This is a genomic window from Rhizobium sp. 21-4511-3d (assembly GCF_053522545.1).
The window spans coordinates 67,128-90,242 of the sequence record NZ_JBNWCF010000011.1 but is presented as its reverse complement, the minus strand read 5'-3'; the positions used below and the strand labels follow the sequence as shown (position 1 = coordinate 90,242).

The window sequence follows — 23,115 nt, the reverse complement described above, 5'->3', positions numbered from 1 at the left end:
TGGGTGTCATTTACGCTTGGTTTCAGCTGCCGAGCAGGCTCCCAATAGCAGCAAGTGCGCCACTAGCCATCAGGTTACCTGCAGCGCCGGAGAGGGCAGCGCGCGCGTCAGTAAGCAAGCCGCGGATCACGCCTGAGTTGGGCTCTGGCTTGTCTGTCTCAATAATCAGGCTATCAACTGCAGATGACAGCAGCGGCATATTGGCGCCCGCTTGGGCAAGTATCGCGTGGCCGCCGCGCAGTTGCAGCGCCAAATCACGTATTTCGGCTACTTTTACATTCCCGCCAACAACGTCACGCACCGCGTTGTTGTTGCCGATCACGCCAATCATCGTTCCAACGCTACCTATTGTGATGGAAGCATCACGCTGAGCGGCATTCTTTTCCTCTTTGCTGAACGACATACCTTCACCTCTGATTCCATTTCGTTCGAGAGCGAGGGTCCAATCAACCACTAGATTTCGTACCCGATCCAGTATGCCTGTGAGGTCTGCCCGGCCGATGAATATTGACATCTGTCCAAGTGGAACCCTCGTATTTTTATTGAGTATGTCAATCAGTCTACGATTCATCGGTGTGTAGAAGGTCGCGCTGTCTTTGTCGGAAAGTAAATCCTCGATCTGCGCTATTGACTGGCCGGAAGTGGTTTCGCTGATCTTCTCATACATTTCAGCTGAGGCATGGATATCTATCCAGCCGCGAAACGGATTGAATGCCTTAGGAATTCCCTTAAATTTTCTGTACTCGGGCAGGTCTGAAGCGTAACCGTTGAGTTCAGCTTCCACCCACGCCTCGATTGCGGGAAGCTGCAACTTTGCGGCTGCTAATTTCACCTTCCTTAGGAGCGTCGAAACCGGTACTTCTGGATTGATAGCATCGCGTTGAATTTCTTCCACCAATGATGTCATGATGCATTCCCGGTTGTGGTTCGCAAAATACCAAACGCTGACAGATTGCATTCTTATATACAATAGGACGCTGGTTCGATCCGTCTCTCGCTTTATGGATAGAGTGGTGGGGAGGAGACATATTGCTGGGATATCCCCAGAGAAATGAAAAAATAGGCGTTCCGCGTCTAGGCGCCAAATCAAATTTGATGCTTCGGTTAGGTCTAGGAAACGACCAGCAGCTTAAGAAGAAAAATTTGGCTGGGGAACCTGGACTCGAACCAAGATTAACGGAGTCAGAGTCCGTCGTTCTACCATTGAACTATTCCCCAGCAGGAGCGGCGCTGTCGGCCGCTTCGCTGTCGTGCGGGGCTTATAACCAAAAGACGGCGGAATGCAAATACCTGTTTTGAAAAAAATCGAGAGAGCTGTGGAAGGGGCGTTTCAGGGCCTTCTAAAACTGATTTCAAAAAGAATTTGGTGATTTTCGCATGCGCTGGTATTCTTGCGGCAACGCAAAAATCTAATGAGCGCCAGCAGCATACCGGTCAGGCCTTGCGCGGCGCGTGGAAAAAGAACGTGGAAGACCCCGAAGGCGGCGCCAAGCCGCAATTTGACGGGGCGCCAGCGGCAGGACGCAAGGACGGTAAAAAGTCCCGGCGCCGCAAGGGGAAACGTGGCGGGCAATCCCGCAACGTGCCCCAGGCCGCTTCGCAGACCGCCTCCGGCACCCCCGGAGACGCTGCGCGCCCGACGGAAAACGCAGCAGGGAATCCGTCCCGCAAACGCAAGCGCCGCCGCCGTGGCGGTGGTCATGCCGCAGGACAGGCCGATTCCGGGGCTCCCGCACACAATCATCCACAAAAGGCGCCCGAAGCCGCAGCATCGAGCGCCGGTGATTCGGAGCATCCCTCGCGCCGCAACCGGCGCAAGCATCGCGGCAAGCGCGGCCTGCAGGGCCGTCCGCTGACGCCGGGCAAGGCGGCCGTCCAACCGTCTGCCGTTGCTACACCCGCTTCGGCCCGCGCCAATGGTGCCGCAGAGCCGCGCGGCAACGAGCTGCAGCGTCCGCCGCGGCTTCCCGAGCGCGAACATCACGCCCACGAACATCCCTGGCCGGACGAGCTCTATGCCGCGCTCGACCTCGGCACCAACAATTGCCGCCTGCTGATCGCCCAGCCGACCCGTCCTGGCCAGTTCCGCGTCGTCGATGCCTTTTCGCGCATTGTCAGGCTTGGAGAGGGGCTGGCGGCGAGCGGCCGTCTCTCCGACGAGGCGATGGACCGCGCCGTCGATGCGCTGCGCGTCTGCGCCGGCAAGTTGAAGAACCGCGAGATCCGCCGCATGCGGCTGATCGCCACCGAAGCCTGCCGTCAGGCGTCGAATGGCGAAGACTTCCTGAAGCGCGTCGTTGCCGAAACCGGCCTTGAGCTCGAGATCATCGACCGCGAAACCGAAGCGCGCCTTGCCGTCTCCGGCTGCTCGTCGCTGGTCGGGCGCGAGACGCGCTCGGTCGTGCTCTTCGATATCGGCGGCGGCTCGTCGGAAATCGCCGTCATCCGCATCGGCGAAAACCGTTTCAGCCGGCTTGCCAATCACATCACCCACTGGACCTCGCTGCCCGTCGGCGTCGTCACGCTCTCGGAGCGGCATGGCGGGCGCGATGTGACGCCCGATGTATTCGAGGGCATGGTCTCCGAAGTGGCTGGCATGCTGTCGGGTTTCATCTGCCCGGAGATCGAGGTGGTGGAATCGACCGATTTCCATCTGATCGGCACTTCGGGTACGGTCACGACGCTGGCCGGCGTGCATCTCGATCTGCCGCGTTACGATCGCCGCAAGGTGGATGGCATCTGGCTCTCGGATGACGAAGTTTCGGCCATGCAGGCAAAGCTGCTCTCATGGGATTTTGCAAGCCGCGCCGCCAATCCGTGCATCGGGCCTGATCGGGCCGATCTGGTTCTGGCGGGCTGCGCCATTCTGGAGGCGATCCGCCGCCGCTGGCCGAGCCCGCGCATGCGCGTTGCCGATCGCGGCTTGAGGGAAGGCCTGCTGACGGACATGATGGCGGATGACGGCGTCTGGCGCCGCCATCGCAATCGCCGCGGCCAGCGTGGAAGGTAGGGGAAGAATGACCAAGGCACCCATCGCGGGCAACCGCACCGGCCGCAAGCTCGGCCAGCGCGTCAAGAACAAGAAGATGAAGGCGTCCTCGCGCCAGTGGCTGAACCGCCATATCAACGATCCCTATGTGCAGCGCGCGCAGCTGGAAGGCTATCGCGCCCGCGCCGCCTTCAAGCTGCTGGAGATCGACGAGAAGCACGGCATCCTCAAGGGCGCGCGCCGCATCATCGACCTCGGTGCCGCGCCGGGCAGCTGGTCGCAGATCGCCGCCAAGGTGACCGATTCCACCGACGAGGACATCCGCGTCGCCGCGATCGACTTCCTGGAAATGGCGCCGCTCCCCGGCGTCAAGATCCTGCAGCTCGACTTCCTCGATCCGGAAGCGCCTGCCAGGCTGATCGAAGCCGTCGGCGGCACGCCCGATCTCGTCATTTCCGACATGGCGGCGCCGACGACCGGCCATCACCGCACCGATCACCTGCGCACCATGCATCTCTGCGAGGTCGCGGCGCATTTCGCGATCGAGGTTCTGGGCGAGGGCGGCCACTTCCTGGCCAAGACCTTCCAGGGCGGCACGGAGCGCGAGCTCCTGACCATGCTGAAGCAGCATTTCAAGCAGGTCGTGCACGTCAAGCCGGCATCCTCGCGGGCGGAATCCGTGGAGATGTTCCTGCTCGCCAAGGGCTTCAAGGGCCGCCAGGCGCAAACTGACGTTACGGAAGCTTGATCTTTCCAGGGATCTCGGGCGATTATGACAGTCCCAAGACAGGACTGCCATCGACCTATGCTTCTCTATGTGACCCTCGGAACCAATGACGTCGAGCGGGCCCGGCGTTTCTATGACGCCGTGCTGCCGCTGCTCGGCTATCGCTGCCAGCGCTATTCGGAAGAAGAAATCGGCTATTCGGCGGATGGCGATAGCCGCTGCCGCCTGTGGATCGTCACGCCCTTCAACCGCCGCCGTGGCTCGGCAGGCAACGGCACCATGGTGGCGCTATCGGCGGCATCGAGGGCCGATGTCGATGCCTTCTATGCCGCGGCGATCGCTGCCGGCGGTGTCGATGAAGGCAAGCCGGGCCTTCGCCCGTTCCATGCCGATTTTTACGCCGCCTATGTCCGCGATCAGGACGGCAACAAGCTGAGCGCCGTCTGCGAACAGCCGGAGTGAGCTATTTCACCGCCGGCTGCTCGGCTTCCATGACGGCAGGCGCCACGCGCTTGCCGCGATGGCCGGAGACCAGCGCGCCCGCATTCTTGTCCATGCGGATGAACGGGATCATGGCGATGATCGTCAATGCGGCGATCACGTAGAAGGCCATATGGAAATCCGCCACCTGCAGGGCCTCGCCGCGGAAATAGATGCAGGTTTCCAAGATCATGGCGGCGACGGAAACGCCGAGCGCCAGGCTGATCTGTTGCAGCACCGAGCTCATCGAGGTCGCCTGGCTGGCTTCCGAATCCTTGATGTCGGCAAAGGCCAGCGCATTGATGCCGGTGAAGATGAAGGAGCGCGAGAAGCCGCCGATCAGCAGGATCATGACGATCGCCAGATGCGGGGTCTCGGGCGTGAAGAAGCCGGTAGCGGCGGTCACGACCGTGGTCACGCAGGCAGCGGTCAGCAGCGTCGAGCGGAAGCCGACGGCGGCAAAGACCCGCCGTGCCATGAACTTGGTGGTGATCGCGCCGATCGCGCCGGAGAAGGTGATGAGACCGGACTGGAACGGCGTCAGGCCGAAGCCGAGCTGCAGCATCAGCGGCGTCAGGAAGGGCATGGCGCCGACGCAGATGCGAAACAGCGTGCCACCCGTCGTCGAGGCGCGGAACGTCGCGTTCTTGAAGAGATCGAGATTGAGGATCGGCGCCGGATGGCTCCTGGCGTGGCGGACATAGAGCCAGCCGCAGATGAGGCCGATGACAGTGGCGGCAATGCCGATGATCGGCGGCAATGCCGGCAGGCTGACGACCGACAGGCCGAACACCACGCCGGCGGCCGAAACCGAAGTCAGGATGAAGCCTATGAAATCGAGTTTCGGTGGCCTCGTCGCCTCCACATGCGGCAGGAAGATTGTGGCCAGCCAAACGCCGGCAAAGCCGACCGGCACGTTGATCAGGAAGATCCAGTGCCAGCTGAAATAGGTGGTGATGAAGCCGCCGAGCGGCGGCCCGGCAAGAGGCCCCACCAGCGCCGGGATGGTCAGGAGCGCCATGGCCGAGACGAGATCGCTTCGCTGCGTCGTCCTGACGAGAACCAGGCGCCCGACCGGCGTCATCATCGAGCCGCCCATGCCCTGCAGGAAGCGGGCAATGACGAATTCGACGAGGTTGGAGGAGAAGGCGCAGAAGATCGAGCCGACGACGAAAACGCAGATCGCCAGGCGGAAGATGTTCTTGGCGCCGAACCTGTCGGCCATCCAGCCGCTGATCGGAATGAAGACAGCGAGCGACACCATGTAGGATGTCAGCGCCAGCTTCAGGGTGATCGGGTTGACGTGGAGGTCATTGGCGATCGCTGGGAGGGCGGTGGCGATGACGGTCGAGTCCATCTGCTCCATGAACAGAGCGACGGCGAGGATCAGCGGAACAATGCGGTTCATAGGCGAAAGCCTTGAATGGTGGTCTTGGGGGCGGGTGCTGTTTAGTCCCGGTGCCGGCTTCTGCCAATCCCGGAAACGCCGAAGTTTACACATCTGCTTCACGTCTGCGTGAGACGGCTTGTTCGGCAACTTCTCCTTTCAAGATTGACATATGCTTACGCCGCCGGGGCTAGAAATCCCGGCGAATTCACAAGGGATGGGTGCGAAAAGATCGCACATTGCCGGAGGATCCATATATGGCAGTTTCATTGGGGATGAAGCGGCGCACACTTTTTGCCGCAGGCATTGGCCTGCTGGCAGCGCCGGCCATTTTAAGAACGACGGCCCAGGCGGCCGCGACTGGAGATACAGGTAAGATGACGACGGCATTGCCAGAGATCAATCAATTCAAGCTCGGCTCGTTCAAGATCACCGCCATCCGCGATGGCAGCAACGTGCTGGAAAAGCCCTTCGAGACCTTCGGCACCAATCAGGATCCGGAATCGGTCAAGAAGCTGTTGACCGACAATTTCCTGCCGGGCGACAAGTTCGTGAACAGCTATTCGCCCGCCATCATCGATACCGGATCGGATGTGATCCTCGTCGATACCGGCTTCGGCGCCGGCGCCCGCGAGCGCGGCATGGGCAAGCTGCAGGATGGGCTGAAGGCGGCCGGCTACTCGGCCGATGACGTCACCGTCGTGGCGCTCACCCATATGCACGGCGACCATATCGGCGGCATGGTGGAGAACGGTGCTCCCGCCTTCAAGAATGCCCGCTACGTCGCGGGACAGGCGGAATACGACTTCTGGACGGACAAGGCCCGCGAAGGCACGCCGGCCGAAGGCGGCCACAAGGCGGTTCTCGCCAATGTCGTCCCGTTTGCCGAAAAGACCACCTTCATCAAAGAAGGCGATTCCGTCGTCAGCGGCATCACAGCCATGCTGGCGCCCGGCCATACGCCCGGCCACATGGTCTTCCATGCGCAGTCCGACAACAAGCAGATGGTTTTCACCGGCGATACCGCAAACCACTACATCCTGTCGCTGCTGCACCCGGAATGGGAAGTGCGCTTCGACATGAACAAGGCGGAAGCTGCGGCTTCCCGCAAAAAGGTGTTCGACCTGATCGCCACCGACAAGATCGCCTTCCTCGGCTATCACATGCCGTTCCCGGCCGTCGGTTTCGTCGAGAAGCAGGGCGCGGGCTACCGCTTTGTGCCGAAGAGCTATCAGTTCGATATCTGATGACGAAAGCGGGAGCGGTTCTCACCGCTCCCGCCCATTTCAATCCGCGTTGCGCTGCCAGAAGGCCAGCGGGTTCCGCCGGGAAATGCGGTAGACCGCAGCCGGCGGGAAGTTCTGGATCGTCCGTCCGACGAGCACGGCCTTCAGGCCCAGCCGGTCGAGGATCGGCCGCGGCACCGGGCAGCGCGGCCCGTAGGTGAACTGGTAGAACTTGCCCTGATTGCCGAGATGCCTGAAGGCGCCGGCAAGAATGCTCATCACCTGGCGCGGCGGCATGGAGAGTAGCGGCAGCCCGCTGACGACGGCGCCAGCCGGACCGCCAAGTTCAAGCTGGCCGATCTTCGCCGCATCGCTTTCCACGATCGCTGCCTGCGGAAACCGCTCTGCCAGCATGCCGGTAAATTCCCGGCCTTTTTCGATCAGCACCAGATCGCTCTCGGCAACGCCGCGGCCGATGAGGGCGCGGGTGAAGACGCCGGTGCCGGGTCCGAGCTCGATCACCCGGCCGCATGCCGGATCGATCTCCTGGGTGATCAACTGGCCGAGCGAGCGGCCCGAGGGAATGGCGGAGGCAACCCGCAGCGGATTGCGCAGCCAGGCGCGCAGGAAGACGAACGTATCTGACGATGTGCAGGTGCAGGTGGGGTTCACGGCGTGCAGGCTCCTTTGAAGGGTGGAAGTATGACGTCTTGAAGAAAATGCAGTCCAGCCCGTGGAGACATGGGAAAGCCGGGTGCGCCAAACAAGGCTGCAGGACGTCAGAATAGGCCGTTCCGTCCTATTCCCTGGACGCGCGGCTGGCATTCGCGTTTTGCTATTCCCATCCTGTCATAGACGTGTTACCAGCCCTCGCCAACTTCCAAAGCAACCCTTGCACACCGCCGGTGCGGACGATTCGTTCCGGGTGGGGTCGCATTTTTTCTTAATTGAAGGAAATTGGCCATGGCTCGCATCATTGAAACGCCAACCGGATTGGACGCACTCACCTTCGATGACGTGCTGCTGCAGCCCGGTCATTCCGAGGTTCTGCCGGGCCAGACCAGCGTTGCCACCCGCCTCGCTCCCGACTTCGAACTCAACATCCCGATCATCTCCGCCGCCATGGACACGGTCACCGAAGCCCGCCTGGCAATCGCCATGGCCCAGGCCGGCGGTCTCGGCGTCATCCACAAGAACCTGACGCCGGCCGAGCAGGCCGAGCAGGTCCGCCAGGTCAAGAAGTTCGAAAGCGGCATGGTCGTCAATCCGGTGACGATCGGCCCCGATGCGACGCTGGCCGATGCGCTGGCGCTGATGAAGATGTACTCGATCTCCGGCATCCCGGTCGTCGAAAAGTCCGGCCGCCTCGTCGGTATCCTCACCAACCGCGACGTCCGCTTCGCCTCCGATCCGAGCCAGAAGATCTACGAACTGATGACCCGCGAGAACCTCGTGACGGTCAAGGAAAGCGTCGATCAGCAGGAAGCCAAGCGCCTGCTGCACGCACACCGCATCGAGAAGCTGCTGGTCGTCGACGGCGAAGGCCGCTGCGTCGGTCTGATCACCGTCAAGGACATCGAAAAGGCACAGCTCAACCCGAACGCCGCCAAGGATGCACAGGGCCGTCTTCGTGCTGCCGCTGCCGTTGGCGTTGGTGAAGATGGTTTCGAGCGCGCCGAGCGCCTGATCGATGCCGGCGTCGACCTGCTGGTTGTCGATACCGCCCACGGCCACTCGGCCCGCGTTCTGGAAGCCGTCGGCCGCGTCAAGAAGCTCTCCAATTCGGTCCGCGTCATGGCCGGTAACGTCGCGACATCGGAAGGCACCAAGGCGCTGATCGATGCCGGTGCGGACGCCGTCAAGGTCGGTATCGGCCCGGGCTCGATCTGCACCACGCGCGTCGTCGCCGGCGTCGGCGTTCCGCAGCTCGCGGCGATCATGCTGGCCGTTGAAGCCGCGCAGGCGCAGAACATTCCGGTTATCGCCGATGGCGGCATCAAGTTCTCCGGCGACGTTGCCAAGGCGATCGCCTCCGGCGCCTCCGCCGTCATGATCGGCTCGCTGCTCGCAGGCACCGATGAAAGCCCGGGCGAAGTCTACCTCTACCAGGGCCGTTCCTTCAAAGCCTATCGCGGCATGGGCTCCGTCGGTGCCATGGCGCGCGGCTCGGCAGACCGTTACTTCCAGGCCGAAGTGCGCGACACCCTGAAGCTCGTCCCGGAAGGCATCGAAGGTCAGGTGCCCTACAAGGGCCCGGTCTCGGGCGTCGTCCACCAGCTCGCAGGCGGCCTGAAGGCAGCCATGGGCTATGTCGGCGGCAAGGACATCAAGGAGTTCCAGGAGCGCGCGACCTTCGTGCGCATCTCCGGAGCCGGTCTGCGCGAAAGCCATCCGCATGACGTGACGATCACCCGCGAAAGCCCGAATTATCCGGGCTCCGGCGTCTGATCATGGAAGCAGGCAGCCGGATACCCGCCTGGATCATCTGGCTGCTCGCCATCCTCAGCCTTGCCGCCTTCGGCTGGGCTGTCTTCGGTTTCGTGCTGCCGTTTGAGCACGAAACCGGCCGCGCCATGCTCGACACCTATGTCGCGGGTTATGACGAGGCGACCGTTGCCGCCATGCAGGTTCTGCTCAACGGCAATCCGGTGGCGCACGATATGCTTCGCGCCATGTATCTCGGCCCGGAACTGGTGCTTCCGGCGTTGCTCGCGATGCTGCTCCTCACCGTCATCCTTAAGCTCGACACCGGCAGCCGCTATTTCGGCCGTCCGGTTCATCCGGCCCTGGTCAAGGCTGTCTGCGCCTTGCCGATCCTCTATGCGCTGGCCGACTACGGCGAGAACTTCGCAAGCCTGACGGCCTTCAGCGACAGCGCATCGGCCGCCATCGCCGCAGCAGCACTTCCCTGGCTCACCAAGCTCAAATTCGCCGCACTCGCCGTCACGCTGATCGCCATCGTCCGCTTCGTGCTGATCCGCATCGGCCCGAAGGCCGAGTAGTCAGCGCGGCCAGCGCCAGGGCGGGTTTGTCAGCCGCGCCGCGCAGAATTCCGCCAGCACCTCGATCTTTGCCGGTCGCGACCGCGCCGAGGGCGTGACGAAATAGAGCGCGCCGCTCGGCAGCGTCCAATCGGTCAGGATCGCCTTCAACCGCCCGTCCGCCAGATACTCGCTCACCATGAACTCGGGAAGCTCGCAGATGCCGAGACCGCGCAGCGCCATCGGAATGAGCGCTTCGGAATTCGTCGCCCGCAACGGCCCGTTCGGGGTGATGGAAATCTCTTCTCCCTCCCGGCTCTTCAGCCGCCAGATGTCCTGGCGCGGACGATAGGCATAGCCCATCAGATGATGCGCCTCGAGATCGCGCGGATGCTGTGGGCAGCCGTATCGCTCGAGATAGGAGGGTGCGGCGACGATGAAGGGCGAGACAGGCGCCAAGCGTCGCGCTACCAGCGAGGAATCTGGAAGCACGGCAATCCGCAGCGCCGCGTCGAAACCTTCGCCGACGAGATCCGTGCTCGCATCGCTCATATGCAGATCGATGCTGATATCGGGATATTGCTCGAAGAAATCCGGCAGGATCGGCGCCAGCCAGCGCACGCCGAAGGACATCGGCGCCGCCAGCCGGATCAGCCCACGCGGGCGGCTGGAGAGCTCGCGCGCCGCATTCTCGATCTCCTCTGCCTCGGAGAAGATCCGCGACGCCCGGTCGGCAAGGCGGGAGCCGAATTCGGTCAGCGACAGCTGTCGCGATGTCCGGTTGAAGAGCCGCGCTCCCAGCCGCTCCTCCAGACGGCTGACGCCGCGCGACACCGTCGCCGTGGAGACGCCGAGCGCCTTGGCGGCCCGCGCAAAGGAGCGCTCCTCGGCCACCTTGGCGAACATCGCAAAGCCTTCAAAGTCTGGCAGTTTCATCGTTTCATTTCTGCAATGATGGATTGCTTTTCTTTCTATTCCGAAACGATCTTGCCGTCCATATCTTCTGTTCAGTCGCACAAAGGAGACGACACACCATGACACAGAGACTGAATGGAAAGATCGCAGTCATCACCGGCGCCACCTCGGGCATCGGCCTTGCCATCGCCAAGCGCTTCGCTGCCGAAGGCGCCCGCCTGTTCATCACCGGCCGCCGCGCCGACGTGCTGGAAAAGGCCGTCGGCGAAATCGGCGGCGATGTCACGGGCATCCAAGCTGACTCTTCGAAGCTCGACGAGCTCGACCGCCTCTATACCGAGGTGAAGCAAAAGGCTGGCCGCATCGACGTGCTCTTCGTCAATGCTGGTGGCGGTTCCTTCGCGCCGATCGGCGCGATCACCGAGGAGCAGTATGACGATACCTTCGGCCGCAATGTGAAGGGCGTGCTGTTCACCGTGCAGAAGGCGCTGCCGCTGCTCGCCAACGGTTCCTCCGTGATCCTGACCGGTTCCACCGCAGGCTCTACGGGGACTCCAGCCTTCAGCGTCTACGCCGCCTCGAAGGCCGCGATCCGCAACTTCTCGCGCAACTGGATCCTCGATCTGAAGGGCCGCGGCATCCGCATTAACACGTTGAGCCCAGGCCCGACCGAAACGACCGGTCTCGTCGAGCTCGCCGGTCCCGGCAAGGCCGAACAGCAGGGCCTGCTCGATTACCTGAGCTCGCAGGTCCCGATGGGCCGCGTCGGCCATGCGGATGAAATCGCCGCTGCAGCACTCTTCCTCGCCTCCGACGATTCCAGCTTCGTCACTGGCGCAGAACTCTTCGCCGACGGCGGCATCGCCCAGGTCTGACGTCGTTTGCCCGCTGCGGCCTTTCGCGGCGGGCATTCGTCTGGCAACGCCGGATGTTTTCCTTTACTGCTCTGAAAAAATTCGAAGAAGCGGAAAGGAAATGCCCACATGACCGGTTTCGAGATGTTCTGGCCTATCGTCGCCCATGTCGCGCTGGTCTTCATCCTCTACGGTCTGCTCGGCTATCGCCGCCGCCAGATGGTGAAGCAGGGCAAGGTCAGGATATCCGAATACCGCGAAAACCGGGTCGAGCCGCAGGAAAGCCTGTTCGTCAAGAACTGCATCGCCAACCAGTTCGAGCTGCCGATCCTCTTCTATGTCTGCTGCATCCTTCTCTATATCACCGAAGCCGACAACATCCCGGCGGACGTCGCCGCCTGGGTGTTCGTCGCGCTGCGTTATGCGCATGCCTATGTCCACGTCACCAGCAACCGCCTGCGCATCCGCAGCCCGCTGTTCGCCGCCGGCTTCGTCGTGCTGATCGGCATGTGGGGATGGCTGGTCGGCTGGATGGCCTTCAGCGGGTAACGCACATGTGTTCTCCGCGCGTTGTGCGCTGACCTATCTTCCTCAGCGGGCAAAGCCCCGGGTAGGGAAGAGGAGAACCACATGGACAAGCCGGAAATCACCCAGGCGATGATCAACGCCTATGACGAATACACGCATCTGACGCTGGATCGGCGCGGCTTCATGGACAAGCTGTCGAAGCTCGCAGGCTCGGCGGGGGCCGCAGCCGTGATCGCTCCGATGCTGGCCGCCAACAAGGCGGCCGCCGAAGTTATCTCCGCCGATGACGCCAGGCTGAAGGCCGCCGATGTCACCTATCCCGGCGGCGCCGGGGAAATGAAGGGCTATCTCGTTCAGCCCAAGGATGCATCCGGCAAGCTCGGCAGCGTCATCGTCATTCACGAGAACCGTGGCCTCAATCCGCATATCCGCGACGTCGCCCGCCGCATGGCGCTGGAAGGCTTCATTGCGCTCGCTCCGGATTTCCTCTCGCCGCTCGGCGGTACGCCGGAGAATGAGGATCAGGCCCGCGAGATGTTCGGCAAGCTGGATGCAGCCGCCACCGCGGCCAATGCCGAAGCCAGCCTCAAATACCTGCAGGGCCTGCCCGACGCCAACGGCAATGTCGGCGCCATCGGCTTCTGCTGGGGCGGCGGCACCGTCAATAACTTCGCCACCAAATCGCCGGAGCTGAAGGCCGGTGTCGCCTATTACGGCGCCCAGCCGAAGGCTGATCAGGTGCCCGCCATCAAGGCGGCGCTGATGCTGCACTATGCCGGCCTCGACGATCGCATCAATGCTGGCATCGACGACTACAAGAAGGCGCTCGAGGCTAATGGCAAGAATTTCCAGATCTTCGTCTATGACGGCGTCAATCACGCGTTCAACAACGATACGTCCTCGGCGCGATATGACAAGAAGGCCGCCGATCTGGCCTGGAGTCGTACGGTCGAATTCCTGAAGAAGAACCTCGCCTGATCTTGCGATCGATTGGAAATCCACAGGGATAAACATGGAAAATCGGGGCCGCGCGCCCCGATTTTTGTGGAGTTTGACAGTTCGTTAAAATGCGATGCTTTCCATTTACGGCGCATGAAGGGCTGCATGCCATATCGCTCGCATGCGCCGGTTTGAAACAGACACCGCCGCTCATTCATAAAAATACGGGGGTGAAATGAGCGTAGACAGTGTGGATCGCATCGGCCTTCGCCGAAAGCCCAAGCAGGAACGCAGCATTCAGCGTTTCGATCTCATCCTGTCAGCCGCTGCCGAAATCATCGCCGAAAAGGGCGTCAGCGCCATGCGCATGACCGAGCTTGCGGTTGCCGCCAAGGTGCCGATCGGCTCGGTCTACCAGTATTTCCCGGAAAAGGCGGCGATCGTCAAAGCGCTCTTCGACCGTCATGCGAGCGAGGTGCAGGCCAAGACCGCCAAGATGTTTGCCGGCGTCCAGTCGCTCGAGGAGTCTCTGACCCTGATCGAGGGAATGATCGACTGGTATTACAATGCCTATCGCAACAACCCGACCTATCTCGGCGTCTGGATGGGCACGGAAACCGACCAGGATCTGTTGCGCCTCAATATCGAACACAGCAACCGCGTCGCCGACATCTTCCTCGATGCCGTCAGGCGCGTCGCGCCGGAGCTGGAAGCGGTCGACATGCAGGCGCGCACCTATCTCTTCAGCCACCTGATCGGCGCCTCGATCCGCCTCGCGGTCAAGAGCGAGGAAGCGCTCGCCGAGCGCATGCTGGAAGAATGGAAGCGCGTCATCCGCGCTTGCCTGTTCGTAGAGGTAAGCTGAGGCTTACCAGCTCGGCACCATGTTGGCGGCCTTCAGGCGCGGGAAGTTCCGCGCGTAAGCACTCTTCACATCGGCCTCCAGATTGTCGTCGACGACGGCAGGCGTGATGTTGTCGAGGCAGGCGGTGATATGCGCCGTGATCGCATTCATCAGCGAGATCGAAACGCCGGGACGCTTCATGATGCCGATCTGCACCGGGGGCAGGGCGGGGAAGCCGTCTGCCTGGCTCAGCACCTTCATGCCCGTGCGCAACGCCGATTCCGGCATGACGGAGACGGCCATGCCGGCCAGCACGGCGGCCGCAACCACGGTGCAGGACCAGCTGGTGAACAGGATCTGGTGCTCGCGGCCGACGGCATCGAGCGCCGAACAGGCAAGCTGGCGCCACTGGCAATCACGGCGGCCGACGGCAAGCGGCACCGGCGCATCGTCGCGGATCGGATGGTTGGCGGAGCCCACCCAGCAGAGCGGCTCGGTTCTCACGACATCCGACATGCGCTCGCGCGGGTTATGCGTCACCAGCGCGATATCGAGCTCGCCCTTGTGCATCCGCTCGGCGAGATCGACGGAGGGTTCGCAGACGATGTAGAGCTCGACATTCGGATGCGTCTTGGCGAAGCGGCCGATGATCTCCGGCATGTAGCGGTCGGCATAGTCGTCGGGCGTGCCGATGCGCAGCGTGCCCTCGAGACGGTTGTCGTCGAAGGCCGCGATCGCTTCGTTGTTCAGGCGGATGATGCGGCGCGCGTAGTTCAGGAGCTTCTCGCCCTCGACCGTCAGGCGGTTGCCGCGGCCGTCCTTGATGAAAAGCTGCTTGCCGATCCGCTCTTCCAGACGCCGCATCTGCATCGAGACGGCAGACTGCGTCTTGTAGACGCGATCGGCGGCCTTGGTGAAGCTGCCGGAGTCGACGATGGCGATGAAGGTCTGCAACTGGTCAATATCAAGAGGCGCTGACATGGGCTCACCTATAACGATCTCTGATAATAACCATTAGAAACATTCGTTGGACTGATCAATAGGGCTTTGGCATCTTCTGGCTGCAAATCAAGCAAAGTGAAGGACAGAGACCGCTCTGTCCGACTTGAGTTTCGATCCACACACCGTCCCGCTCGACCTCGCGGGGCGGGTGGATCGTTGCGACCGAAAGAAAGGAGAGTTCGATGCGCATGATTGACCAGACTTTAGAACTCGACTGTGCCAAGCAGCCGGCAACGTCCACACGTCTCGTGGGCATCATGGCTCCGCTGGCCGCTCTCTTTCGCGCCTACCGCAATCGCAGAGCGATCAACGGTCTCCATGAACTGGACGATTATCAGTTGAGGGATATCGGCCTCACCCGCGCCGATATCGCCGCCGCCCTTCTGACGTCGTCGTTCTTCGAGGATCCGTCGGCCCACCTGACGACCTCGGCCCGCCGCCGCTGGCGCCTGTCGATCTTCCGCTCCTACATAGACTAGGAGCGGACCGTTTCCCCGCAGGGTGATAGCCAATAGCCCTGCCTCTTAACCCGGTGACCGGCTTTCCCAGCCGTCTCCGGGTTTTTTTATGGCTTGGAGGAGGGCGGGCTCTTCGGACGATAGGCGTCGAAGATGGTTTCCAGGCTCTTCTGGTAGCTCTTCTGCACTTCGAGGCCGCTGTCGAACATGGTGTTGAGCATGTCCATGTAGCTTTCGGACGGCTCCTTGGCCTCTTCCTTCGGTGGCTCCGGGGCCTTGGCGGCCTGCTGCGGCTGGCTCATGCCGGCCATCATTTCCTGGAAGGCCTTGGCGAAGGGATTGTCGAGGAATGGGTTGGCCGCCGTCTTTTCCGGCTCGGGCTTCGGCACGCTGAACATCAGCTGCATGGCCTGCGTGAAGGGATTGTCGAAGATGCTTGGCTCGGGCGCGGCCTTCTGCTTCGGCGCAAAGCCGGTGCTTTCGAGCCAGGCCTGGATGGTTTCGCCCATCGCCGTGTTGACGAAGGGATTGACCGGCGAGGACATCTGCCCGGTCGACTGCTTGAACAGCCCTCCCATCAGCGTGCCGGCCATGACGGGCAGCATCTGCTTGTAGATTTCCTGGCCGATGCCGGTCATCTGGGCGGCCTGCGCGGCAACGGCGCGGGAGACCTCCTTGGAGCCGAAGAGCTGGGACAGGATATTGTTGCCGTCATTGATGCCCTGCGGCGTGAAGGCCTTGCTCATATCCTCGAAATACTTGCCGTAGTTGCCGGATGCCACCGATTGCATCAGTCCCATGAAGTCATAGGGATTGGCGGTGCTGCGCTTCAGCCCGGCGGAGAAGGCGGGCATCAGCGCCGCCATCGCCTTGGTCGCCTGTTCCTGCGCGAGGTTGAACTGCTTGGCGATGGCATCCATCGCCGCGCCATTCTGCGCCTGCATCATCATGTCGAAGAGTGGCAGCATGGGCAGTCCTTCCGCTCTCTAGTGCGTTTGAATCGCTACTATAAACGGAAATGGGAATGCGCAAACGGCTTTTAGTACTGATATTCCTCGAACACAGGTTCGACGGAGCCGTTCCAGCGGCCGTTGAAGCGGGCGAGCAGGTCTTCTGCAAGCGTCGCCTTCTTGGCCATGACTTCGTCGAGCGGCGACAGGAAGATCGTCTCGTCCTGGCCTTCCTTGTTCAACCTGTTGCGCGACTTGAGACCGGCCTTGGAAATGGCGAGCACGTCCTTTGCCGTGTCGAACAGCGGATGACCGCGGAACGAAGCCTTCAGGCCTTCGGCGGGAACGGCATTGCGCAATGCGACTACCTCCTCGAAGCTCCAGTCCTTGGTGAACTGGTCCGCAGCCTCGAGCGCGGCTTCGTCATAGAGCAGGCCGACCCAGAAGGCGGGCAGGGCACAGATGCGGCGCCACGGGCCGCCATCGGCGCCGCGCATTTCGAGGAAGCGCTTCAGGCGAACGTCCGGGAAGAGCGTCGAGAGATGGTTGGTCCAGTCGCCCATCGTCGGTTCCCAGTCCTTGATCTCGCTCTTCAGAGCGCCGTTCATGAACTGGCGGAAGGTGACGTGGGTACAGTCCTTGTAGCGGCCGTCGCGCACGATGAAGTACATCGGCACGTCGAGCGCCCATTCGGCATAGTCCTTGAACCCGAAATCGTCGCGGAAGGTGAAGTCGAGCGGGCCGGAGCGGCGGTTGTCGGTATCGGTCCAGATGTCGCCGCGCCAGGAGAGCAGGCCGTTCGGCTTGCCTTCGGTAAAGGGCGAGGAGGCAAACAGCGCGGTCGCCAGCGACTGCAGCTTCATCGAGACGCGCATCTTCTTGCGCATGTCGGCTTCCGAGGAGAAGTCGAGGTTCACCTGGATCGTGCAGGTGCGGTACATCATGTCGAGACCCTTGGAGCCGACCTTTGGCATGTAGCGGGTCATGATGTCGTAGCGGGATTTCGGCATGCGCGGCGTTTCCGCCAGCGTCCATTTCGGGCTGCCGCCGATGCCGAGGAAGCGGATGCCCATCGGCTCGGCGATCTCGCGCAGAACGGCGAGGTGCTGGTTGGATTCTTTGCAGGTCTCGTGGATCGTCTCGAGCGGCGCGCCCGACAGCTCGAACTGGCCGCCCGGCTCGATGGAGATCGCGCCCATGCCATGCTGCTCGCCAAGGCCGATGATGTTCTCGCCGTCCATGATCGGCTCCCAGCCGGAACGCTCCTGCAGCCCCTTCAGGAGCGCGGAAATGCTGGCGTCGCCGGCGTAGGGAACGGGGCTGTTGTCGGCGCGGAAGAAGGCGAACTTCTCATGCTCGGTGCCGATGCGGAATTTCTCGGCCGGCTTGTTCCCCGCTGCGAGATAATCGGTCAGCTCCTGAACCGAAGAGAGCGGGGTCTGGTCGGTGGTGTCGCGAGCCATGCAAATCTAACCTGTATTCTGGGGGAACGCCTTGTGGGGCGCGGCAATTGGAAGGGTGATTAGGACCGCTCTCAGGTATGTTGCAAGTGAAATTCTTTCAACGCCGGTTCAAAAAAATAGCATGCCGTTTCTTGAGTGGATATGGCGAAGGTTAATTCCAGTCGCCGATCGCCGCCTGGATCACGGCCATCGCCGCGACTGCAGCCGTATCCGCACGCAGGATTCTTGGGCCGAGCGGGATGGCGGTGACGAAATCGAGGCTGCGCAGCCGGGCGCGCTCTTCTTCCGAAAAGCCGCCTTCCGGGCCGACCAGAAGCGCGAGCTTCTTCTCGCCAATCGCCGAAAGCAGCGGCAGCGGGTTCTGCCCGGCATCGCCCTCGTCGCAATAGATGATCCGGCGATCACCGGACCAGCCGTCCAGGAGGTCGAAAAGCTTCACCGGTTCGGCAACATCGGGAATGCCGAGAATGCCGCACTGCTCGGCCGCCTCGATGACGTTCGCCTTCAGTTTGTCGAGATTGGTGATCTTGCCCTGCACATGCTGGGTCATGACCGGCTGCAGAAGACCGGCACCCATCTCCACCGCCTTCTGCACCAGATAATCGAGCCGTCCGACTTTCAGCGGCGCGAAGAGATAGTGAAGGCCCGAGGGGGCAGGCTGCGGCCGCGTCTGTTCGACCGGTGTCAGCAGAATGCGCTTACGGGTCGGAAAGGCGAGCGTGGCTTTCCATTCGCCATCCCGGCCGTTGAAAACCAGGATCTCCGCGCCGTCGCTCATGCGCAGCACGTTGGCCAGGTAATTATACTGGTCGGAATCGGCTTCGACGGCTGCATTGGCTGAAAGCGGTGCATCGATGAACAGCCGCTGCATGCGGAAATTGGCGCGCATTCGATCTTTCCCGGTCAAACGAAGAGGGCGAACATAACCCAATAGAGAAGCGCCGCAAGCGCGCCCGATGCCGGCACGGTGATCACCCAGGCGGCGATGATCGTCATGAAATGCGAGCGGCGCACCAGATAGCGGCGGCGGGTTTCATGCACGTTCGGATCAACAGGTTCGTCGATCGCCCAGCTCTCGGCCTTGTGGCGCATATAGGCGATGCGGCGCTTCGAGTTGCGGGTGTACCATTCGCGGAAGAAGCCGACGCCGAAGACGGAGCCGACGGCGATATGCGTCGTGCTGACCGGCAGTCCGAACCAGGAGGCGACGATGACGGTGAAGGCCGTCGACAGCGCCACGCAATAGGCGCGCATCGGATTGAGCTTGGTGATCTGCTCGCCGACGAGGCGGATCAGGCGCGGTCCGAACAGCAGCAGACCAATCGAAATACCAAAGGCGCCGATCAGCATCACCCAGAGCGGCGGCGCGACGTCGCCATGCACGGGCAGAACCGTCGTCGAGCGGACGATCGCCGAGAGCGGGCCAACGGCATTCGAGACATCGTTGGCGCCGTGGGCGAAGGAGAGCAGGGCGGCCGAGCCGATCAGCGGATATTTGAAGAGGATGCGCAGCGAACTGTTGCGGTTCTCGAGCCCCTCCGCCTGATGCCGGACGATCGGGCGGGCGATCAGCCAGGAGACCACCGTCGCCGCCAGGCCGTAAGCGAGGACCGTCATGGCCGGGAAGCGATCGGGTGTCGTCAGCTGCAGGATCATGTAGGCGGTAAAGCCACCAGTCATGATCGCGATCAGCACCGGGACCCAGCGCCTGGCGGCGGCAATCTTGTCGTCACGGTAGATGACGAATGTCTTGACGAGAAACAGCAGCCCGGCGGCGATTATCCCGCCGATCAGCGGCGACGTCACCCAGCTCGACGAGATCTCCACCATCACCCGCCAGTTCACCGGTTCCGGCCCGACAGCCGCAATGCCCGCGCCGATCACGGCGCCGACGATCGCGTGCGTGGTGGAAACAGGCGCATTCAGCCATGTCGCGAGATTGATCCAGAGAGCGGCAGCCATCAGCGCCGCCATCATGATCCAGGCCAGCAGTCCCTCGGGAACGCTCACGGCATCGACGATGCTCGACGAGATGGTCTTCACCACTTCGCCGCCGGCGATCGTCGCGCCCAGCACTTCGAAGATCGCGGCGATCACCAGCGCCTGCGCCATCGTCATCGCACGCGCGCCGACGGCAGCACCGACATTGTTGGTCACGTCGTTCGCGCCGATATTCATGGCCATATAGGCCGCAAGCGCGGCAGCGGCGATGACGAGAACGGCGCCCGGCCGGTCGAAGACGTAGACGCCTGCAAACAGCATCGCGAGACCGAGGAACACCAGGCCGATGCCCGGTGCGATCAGTTTTCGCGCGACGAACTTCGAGGCATCCTCGACATGGCTATATTTGTCGAGGTCCTTGTCGAGCGTTCGTTTTGTAAGGACGGGTGTCTTCTCGGCCATTCTCTTTCCTGGAAAGAATCCCGCTTTAACGCTGTCATTCCTAACAGCGCAAGATGGCAGGAATCATTCAGCCGGAATCTGCTTGGCGCGGCTTGCCTGAAGATGTTCGTTGATACGGCGCTTGAACTGCAGGAAGAGATCGCGAAGCTCCGGCTCGCGAACCCGCTTGCAGGCCTCGTCGCAGGAAACCCACTCGATCGTGCGTTCGCCCTTTTCCTTGAAGTTCTTGGCGAGATCGGTGACCTCGAGGGCATACACCTGCACCTTGCAGGTCACCTTCAGCCCGTCTTTCAGGACCTTCGGATAGCTGTAGGCACCGAGCGTCTCGTGCTCGACGGCGCCGCGTACGCCCGCTTCCTCGTAGGCCTCGCGGGCGGCGACCTCATAGGAACACTTGCCGTTCATCGGCCAGCCCTTGGGGATTACCCAGCGGCCGGTATCGCGGCTCGTCATCAAGAGAACCTCGACCTCGTTACCCTTCTTCTTCACCCGATAGCAGAGCGCTGCATACTGCTGTCGCGGCGGGCGCCGGAACATCAGCTGCACATCAGAGGCTAAACGGGCGAGAAGCGTCAACGGTCGGGTCACCTTTTGAGTCGTTCCAAGGAATCACTAATATTAGCATGTGCTGGAAAGCTTGCGCGATCCATGCGCCATTTAACGGTGCATAACGCGGCTTTGGTTTTTAATACGGAAATATCACGCCGCAGCGGGTCGCAATTCCGTCAAATCCTGTTCCGTTTCCGTCTTTGCACAGGTGTTCAATATGGGGCCTTCTTGCCTTTCATTCAATGCCCATATCAATCTGGGGGTATCGTTTCCTGTTGATGACCGCCATGCGCCTTCCGCCACTCAATGCAATCAGAGCTTTCGAAGCCGTCTGCCGCCAGGGTAGTGTTCTGCGGGCTGCCCAGGAGCTCGGCGTCGTGCGCGGCGCTGTGCGCCTGCAGATCGCGGCACTGGAGAATTACTTCGGCGAGAAGCTCTTCACCCGTGAGGGCCGCCGCCTCGTGCCGACTGACCGGGCCAAGGCCTTTGCGGAAGCGGCGACGGCCGCTTTCTCCTTGCTGCAGCATGCCGCCGGCGACCTTCAGAAAGACGACAGCCGCAAGCTGCGCCTCGGCGTTCCCTCTGCCTTCGGCATCTGGTGGCTGATGCCGCGCATCCGCAGCCTGCAGCGGGCGCTTGGCGATAGCGAGATCGATATCGTGCCGATGGCGGTGGCCGAGCCACTGTTGCAGCACCCGGAACTCGATGCCGTCATCATGGGTGGCGAATACCGCCCCTCGGCCGGTGTCGCCGCGATCCGCTTCATGGAAGACGAGTTCGGCCCGGTGGCCGCTCCTCAGCTCGCCGCGACTTTCGGCAGCGATCCGGCCGGAATGTCCTCGGCGGCCATGCTTGTCAGCCGCAGCGTGCCGAAGCTCTGGGATGAATGGTTCGCTGAAAGCGGCACGCCCCCCGTCAGCTTCGGCCGCCGCCAGGAGTTCGAAGACCTCTTGCTGGCGCTCGGTGCTGCCCGCTCCGGCCTCGGCGTCGCACTCGCGCCCCGCGCCTCGATCGAGGACGACCTGGCGCGCAACATCCTAACGGCCCCCTTCGGCTTCATCCGCCGCCCGGCAGGCTACAGCCTCTGCTGCCGCACCACCGATCTCCGAAAGCCGCACTTCACCGCACTGCGCGACTGGCTGGTCAAGGCAGGCGAGGGGATCGAATAGGGCAGATTTTCTGCGGTATTGGCAGTGGAATATCCATGCCGCGCGGTCTTCATGAGCGTTATGACGGCCTATCGCGACAGGAGACCATCATGGAAAACACCGCCACCCGCATCGACTGGATCGGAAATAGCTGCCGCCTGCTCAAGGAAACCGCCGCCGAATTCGAGCGCACCCGTCCCTTTGAAGGGCTGACGATCGGCACCGGTATCCACCTGGAGCCGAAGACGGTCGCCCTGCTGACGACGCTGCGCGCCGGTGGCGCAGATCTCGTCTGCACCGGCAATCTGAATAGCACCCAGCCCGCAACGGTCGATTACCTGCGCTCCCAGGGCGTCACCGTCTTCGCCACGCAGACGACCGATCCCGCCGAGCATCACCACAGCCTCGAAGCCGTGGTCGATGCCAAGCCCGACCTGCTGCTCGATAACGGCGGTGACCTCTTCGCCATCGCCGCCGAACGTCCCTATGCCAGTCTCCTCGGCGGCACGGAAGAGACGACTTCGGGCCGCACCCGCCTGCTGCCGATGCGCGACAGACTGAACATGCCGATCCTTGTCATCAACGACAGTCCGATCAAGCAGTTCGCCGAAAACAAGCATGCCGTCGGCCAGAGCCTGTTCGAAAGCTATATGCGCTTCACCAACCGCTCTACCAACGGCAAGCGCGTCACCGTCTTCGGCTATGGCGCCTGCGGCAAGGGCACGGCGGCGAGCTTCCGCAACGCCTTCTCGACCGTCAGCGTCGTCGATATCGATCCGGTCACAGCGCTCGAAGCCCATCTCGACGGCTTCGTGACGCCGCTGCGTGCAGACGCGATCCGCGCCGCAGACGTCATCGTCACGGTCACCGGCTTCCCCGGCATCGTCACGATCGCCGATCTGCCGCTGATCAAGGACGGCGCAATCCTCATGAACGGCGGCCACTTTCCGCTGGAGATCGACGTTGCAGGCTTCCGTGCGCATCCCGATGTCCTCTCGATCGATCGCTATGCCGCCGATGTCATGGAGACGCTGCATCTGAAGGATGGCCGCTCGATCCATATCCTCGGCGGCGGCCACATGGCGAACCTCGCCGGCCCGCGCCCGCTCGGCAATTCCGTCGAATCCATGGATCTCGGCTTCACCCTGCAGGCCCGCTGCCTGGAGCGCGTTGCCAAGCGCGGCGTCGGCGCAGAATCCTGCATCGTGCCGGTGCCTGCAGATATCGATGCCATGGTCGCAAGCGCCTATCTCGACCTGGCGCGATAACCGG

The 23,115-nt window shown here is 62.2% G+C and carries 23 protein-coding genes and 1 tRNA gene; 13 read left to right on the top strand and 11 right to left on the bottom strand.

Annotated features, from left to right (window positions below; all coding sequences use genetic code 11):
- Window positions 1–22: 22 nt before the first annotated feature.
- Window positions 23–907, bottom strand: coding sequence for an AbiTii domain-containing protein (locus tag ACQZ5H_RS22830; protein WP_449099074.1), 885 nt, complete (start codon window positions 905–907; stop codon window positions 23–25).
- 237 nt (window positions 908–1,144) lie between these two features.
- Window positions 1,145–1,218: transfer RNA gene (locus ACQZ5H_RS22825), tRNA-Gln, on the bottom strand.
- A gap of 247 nt (window positions 1,219–1,465) precedes the next feature.
- Here ACQZ5H_RS22825 and ACQZ5H_RS22820 point away from each other — a divergent pair.
- Genes ACQZ5H_RS22820 through ACQZ5H_RS22810 form a run of 3 tightly spaced genes read left to right on the top strand, consistent with a single transcriptional unit; the run spans window position 1,466 to window position 4,178 of the window.
- The gene (locus ACQZ5H_RS22820; protein WP_449099073.1) at window positions 1,466–3,010 is read left to right on the top strand and encodes a Ppx/GppA phosphatase family protein; all 1,545 of its coding nucleotides are present in this window, start codon (window positions 1,466–1,468) and stop codon (window positions 3,008–3,010) included.
- 7 nt (window positions 3,011–3,017) lie between these two features.
- A complete protein-coding gene (locus ACQZ5H_RS22815) occupies window positions 3,018–3,737 on the top strand; it encodes an RlmE family RNA methyltransferase (RefSeq protein ID WP_130279010.1) in 720 nt (239 codons plus the stop codon).
- A gap of 57 nt (window positions 3,738–3,794) precedes the next feature.
- The gene (locus tag ACQZ5H_RS22810; RefSeq protein WP_199626222.1) at window positions 3,795–4,178 is read left to right on the top strand and encodes a VOC family protein; all 384 of its coding nucleotides are present in this window, start codon (window positions 3,795–3,797) and stop codon (window positions 4,176–4,178) included.
- Between the two features lies 1 nt (window position 4,179).
- Here the strand turns inward: ACQZ5H_RS22810 and ACQZ5H_RS22805 are convergent, their stop codons facing one another.
- The gene (locus tag ACQZ5H_RS22805) at window positions 4,180–5,604 is read right to left on the bottom strand and encodes a DHA2 family efflux MFS transporter permease subunit (RefSeq protein ID WP_449099072.1); all 1,425 of its coding nucleotides are present in this window, start codon (window positions 5,602–5,604) and stop codon (window positions 4,180–4,182) included.
- Between the two features lie 236 nt (window positions 5,605–5,840).
- Between ACQZ5H_RS22805 and ACQZ5H_RS22800 the strand changes: the two genes are divergently transcribed.
- Window positions 5,841–6,830: an MBL fold metallo-hydrolase gene (locus ACQZ5H_RS22800; protein WP_449099071.1), complete on the top strand. Its 990-nt coding sequence runs from the start codon at window positions 5,841–5,843 to the stop codon at window positions 6,828–6,830.
- A 39-nt stretch (window positions 6,831–6,869) separates the two neighbouring features.
- Here the strand turns inward: ACQZ5H_RS22800 and ACQZ5H_RS22795 are convergent, their stop codons facing one another.
- A complete protein-coding gene (locus ACQZ5H_RS22795; protein WP_449099070.1) occupies window positions 6,870–7,481 on the bottom strand; it encodes a class I SAM-dependent methyltransferase in 612 nt (203 codons plus the stop codon).
- Window positions 7,482–7,772: 291 nt separating this feature from the next.
- Between ACQZ5H_RS22795 and guaB the strand changes: the two genes are divergently transcribed.
- Window positions 7,773–9,257 (top strand): IMP dehydrogenase, encoded by a 1,485-nt coding sequence (guaB, locus tag ACQZ5H_RS22790; RefSeq protein WP_112713122.1) that lies wholly within the window; start codon window positions 7,773–7,775, stop codon window positions 9,255–9,257.
- A 2-nt stretch (window positions 9,258–9,259) separates the two neighbouring features.
- Complete coding sequence (locus tag ACQZ5H_RS22785; protein ID WP_130279006.1) at window positions 9,260–9,811, top strand: hypothetical protein; 552 nt, start codon at window positions 9,260–9,262, stop codon at window positions 9,809–9,811.
- On the opposite strand, the gene ACQZ5H_RS22780 is transcribed toward ACQZ5H_RS22785, so the two are convergent.
- Window positions 9,812–10,726, bottom strand: a complete 915-nt coding sequence (locus ACQZ5H_RS22780; protein ID WP_130279005.1) for a LysR family transcriptional regulator — start codon at window positions 10,724–10,726, stop codon at window positions 9,812–9,814. It lies immediately after the preceding gene.
- 98 nt (window positions 10,727–10,824) lie between these two features.
- Between ACQZ5H_RS22780 and ACQZ5H_RS22775 the strand changes: the two genes are divergently transcribed.
- The 4 genes from ACQZ5H_RS22775 to ACQZ5H_RS22760 all read left to right on the top strand — a co-directional run bounded on the left by ACQZ5H_RS22775 (window position 10,825) and on the right by ACQZ5H_RS22760 (window position 13,891).
- Entirely contained in the window at window positions 10,825–11,580 is a 756-nt protein-coding gene (locus ACQZ5H_RS22775; RefSeq protein WP_449099069.1) for an SDR family NAD(P)-dependent oxidoreductase, read from the top strand.
- Window positions 11,581–11,688: 108 nt separating this feature from the next.
- Window positions 11,689–12,108 (top strand): MAPEG family protein, encoded by a 420-nt coding sequence (locus ACQZ5H_RS22770; RefSeq protein ID WP_112713114.1) that lies wholly within the window; start codon window positions 11,689–11,691, stop codon window positions 12,106–12,108.
- An 81-nt stretch (window positions 12,109–12,189) separates the two neighbouring features.
- The gene (locus tag ACQZ5H_RS22765; protein ID WP_199626229.1) at window positions 12,190–13,065 is read left to right on the top strand and encodes a dienelactone hydrolase family protein; all 876 of its coding nucleotides are present in this window, start codon (window positions 12,190–12,192) and stop codon (window positions 13,063–13,065) included.
- Between the two features lie 196 nt (window positions 13,066–13,261).
- Complete coding sequence (locus ACQZ5H_RS22760; protein ID WP_130279002.1) at window positions 13,262–13,891, top strand: TetR/AcrR family transcriptional regulator; 630 nt, start codon at window positions 13,262–13,264, stop codon at window positions 13,889–13,891.
- Window positions 13,892–13,894: 3 nt separating this feature from the next.
- Here the strand turns inward: ACQZ5H_RS22760 and ACQZ5H_RS22755 are convergent, their stop codons facing one another.
- Window positions 13,895–14,851: a LysR substrate-binding domain-containing protein gene (locus ACQZ5H_RS22755; protein ID WP_112713108.1), complete on the bottom strand. Its 957-nt coding sequence runs from the start codon at window positions 14,849–14,851 to the stop codon at window positions 13,895–13,897.
- A 203-nt stretch (window positions 14,852–15,054) separates the two neighbouring features.
- Between ACQZ5H_RS22755 and ACQZ5H_RS22750 the strand changes: the two genes are divergently transcribed.
- Window positions 15,055–15,351, top strand: coding sequence for a DUF1127 domain-containing protein (locus ACQZ5H_RS22750; RefSeq protein ID WP_112713106.1), 297 nt, complete (start codon window positions 15,055–15,057; stop codon window positions 15,349–15,351).
- Between the two features lie 86 nt (window positions 15,352–15,437).
- On the opposite strand, the gene ACQZ5H_RS22745 is transcribed toward ACQZ5H_RS22750, so the two are convergent.
- The 5 genes from ACQZ5H_RS22745 to ACQZ5H_RS22725 all read right to left on the bottom strand — a co-directional run bounded on the left by ACQZ5H_RS22745 (window position 15,438) and on the right by ACQZ5H_RS22725 (window position 20,722).
- Entirely contained in the window at window positions 15,438–16,298 is an 861-nt protein-coding gene (locus ACQZ5H_RS22745) for a DUF937 domain-containing protein (RefSeq protein ID WP_449099068.1), read from the bottom strand.
- Between the two features lie 71 nt (window positions 16,299–16,369).
- The gene (locus ACQZ5H_RS22740) at window positions 16,370–17,743 is read right to left on the bottom strand and encodes a glutamate--cysteine ligase (protein WP_449099067.1); all 1,374 of its coding nucleotides are present in this window, start codon (window positions 17,741–17,743) and stop codon (window positions 16,370–16,372) included.
- Between the two features lie 151 nt (window positions 17,744–17,894).
- Window positions 17,895–18,632 (bottom strand): 16S rRNA (uracil(1498)-N(3))-methyltransferase, encoded by a 738-nt coding sequence (locus ACQZ5H_RS22735; RefSeq protein WP_449099066.1) that lies wholly within the window; start codon window positions 18,630–18,632, stop codon window positions 17,895–17,897.
- Between the two features lie 14 nt (window positions 18,633–18,646).
- Window positions 18,647–20,146: an inorganic phosphate transporter gene (locus tag ACQZ5H_RS22730; RefSeq protein ID WP_449099065.1), complete on the bottom strand. Its 1,500-nt coding sequence runs from the start codon at window positions 20,144–20,146 to the stop codon at window positions 18,647–18,649.
- A 63-nt stretch (window positions 20,147–20,209) separates the two neighbouring features.
- Complete coding sequence (locus ACQZ5H_RS22725; protein ID WP_112713094.1) at window positions 20,210–20,722, bottom strand: NUDIX hydrolase; 513 nt, start codon at window positions 20,720–20,722, stop codon at window positions 20,210–20,212.
- 260 nt (window positions 20,723–20,982) lie between these two features.
- Here ACQZ5H_RS22725 and ACQZ5H_RS22720 point away from each other — a divergent pair, with 260 nt between their 5' ends.
- Both ACQZ5H_RS22720 and ACQZ5H_RS22715 read left to right on the top strand, forming a co-directional pair.
- Entirely contained in the window at window positions 20,983–21,864 is an 882-nt protein-coding gene (locus ACQZ5H_RS22720) for a LysR substrate-binding domain-containing protein (protein ID WP_449099064.1), read from the top strand.
- 35 nt (window positions 21,865–21,899) lie between these two features.
- The gene (locus tag ACQZ5H_RS22715; RefSeq protein ID WP_449099063.1) at window positions 21,900–23,111 is read left to right on the top strand and encodes an adenosylhomocysteinase; all 1,212 of its coding nucleotides are present in this window, start codon (window positions 21,900–21,902) and stop codon (window positions 23,109–23,111) included.
- Window positions 23,112–23,115: the final 4 nt, after the last annotated feature.

Bases quoted from the DNA above. Each gene is read 5' to 3' on its own strand.
- ACQZ5H_RS22830 (WP_449099074.1), bottom strand. From the start codon at position 907: ATGACATCATTGGTGGAAGAAATTCAACGCGATGCTATCAATCCAGAA.
- ACQZ5H_RS22815 (WP_130279010.1), top strand. From the start codon at position 3,018: ATGACCAAGGCACCCATCGCGGGCAACCGCACCGGCCGCAAGCTCGGC.
- ACQZ5H_RS22810 (WP_199626222.1), top strand. From the start codon at position 3,795: ATGCTTCTCTATGTGACCCTCGGAACCAATGACGTCGAGCGGGCCCGG.
- ACQZ5H_RS22805 (WP_449099072.1), bottom strand. From the start codon at position 5,604: ATGAACCGCATTGTTCCGCTGATCCTCGCCGTCGCTCTGTTCATGGAG.
- ACQZ5H_RS22800 (WP_449099071.1), top strand. From the start codon at position 5,841: ATGGCAGTTTCATTGGGGATGAAGCGGCGCACACTTTTTGCCGCAGGC.
- guaB (WP_112713122.1), top strand. From the start codon at position 7,773: ATGGCTCGCATCATTGAAACGCCAACCGGATTGGACGCACTCACCTTC.
- ACQZ5H_RS22785 (WP_130279006.1), top strand. From the start codon at position 9,260: ATGGAAGCAGGCAGCCGGATACCCGCCTGGATCATCTGGCTGCTCGCC.
- ACQZ5H_RS22780 (WP_130279005.1), bottom strand. From the start codon at position 10,726: ATGAAACTGCCAGACTTTGAAGGCTTTGCGATGTTCGCCAAGGTGGCC.
- ACQZ5H_RS22775 (WP_449099069.1), top strand. From the start codon at position 10,825: ATGACACAGAGACTGAATGGAAAGATCGCAGTCATCACCGGCGCCACC.
- ACQZ5H_RS22770 (WP_112713114.1), top strand. From the start codon at position 11,689: ATGACCGGTTTCGAGATGTTCTGGCCTATCGTCGCCCATGTCGCGCTG.
- ACQZ5H_RS22765 (WP_199626229.1), top strand. From the start codon at position 12,190: ATGGACAAGCCGGAAATCACCCAGGCGATGATCAACGCCTATGACGAA.
- ACQZ5H_RS22760 (WP_130279002.1), top strand. From the start codon at position 13,262: ATGAGCGTAGACAGTGTGGATCGCATCGGCCTTCGCCGAAAGCCCAAG.
- ACQZ5H_RS22755 (WP_112713108.1), bottom strand. From the start codon at position 14,851: ATGTCAGCGCCTCTTGATATTGACCAGTTGCAGACCTTCATCGCCATC.
- ACQZ5H_RS22750 (WP_112713106.1), top strand. From the start codon at position 15,055: ATGCGCATGATTGACCAGACTTTAGAACTCGACTGTGCCAAGCAGCCG.
- ACQZ5H_RS22745 (WP_449099068.1), bottom strand. From the start codon at position 16,298: ATGCTGCCACTCTTCGACATGATGATGCAGGCGCAGAATGGCGCGGCG.
- ACQZ5H_RS22740 (WP_449099067.1), bottom strand. From the start codon at position 17,743: ATGGCTCGCGACACCACCGACCAGACCCCGCTCTCTTCGGTTCAGGAG.
- ACQZ5H_RS22735 (WP_449099066.1), bottom strand. From the start codon at position 18,632: ATGCGCGCCAATTTCCGCATGCAGCGGCTGTTCATCGATGCACCGCTT.
- ACQZ5H_RS22730 (WP_449099065.1), bottom strand. From the start codon at position 20,146: ATGGCCGAGAAGACACCCGTCCTTACAAAACGAACGCTCGACAAGGAC.
- ACQZ5H_RS22720 (WP_449099064.1), top strand. From the start codon at position 20,983: ATGCGCCTTCCGCCACTCAATGCAATCAGAGCTTTCGAAGCCGTCTGC.
- ACQZ5H_RS22715 (WP_449099063.1), top strand. From the start codon at position 21,900: ATGCCGCGCGGTCTTCATGAGCGTTATGACGGCCTATCGCGACAGGAG.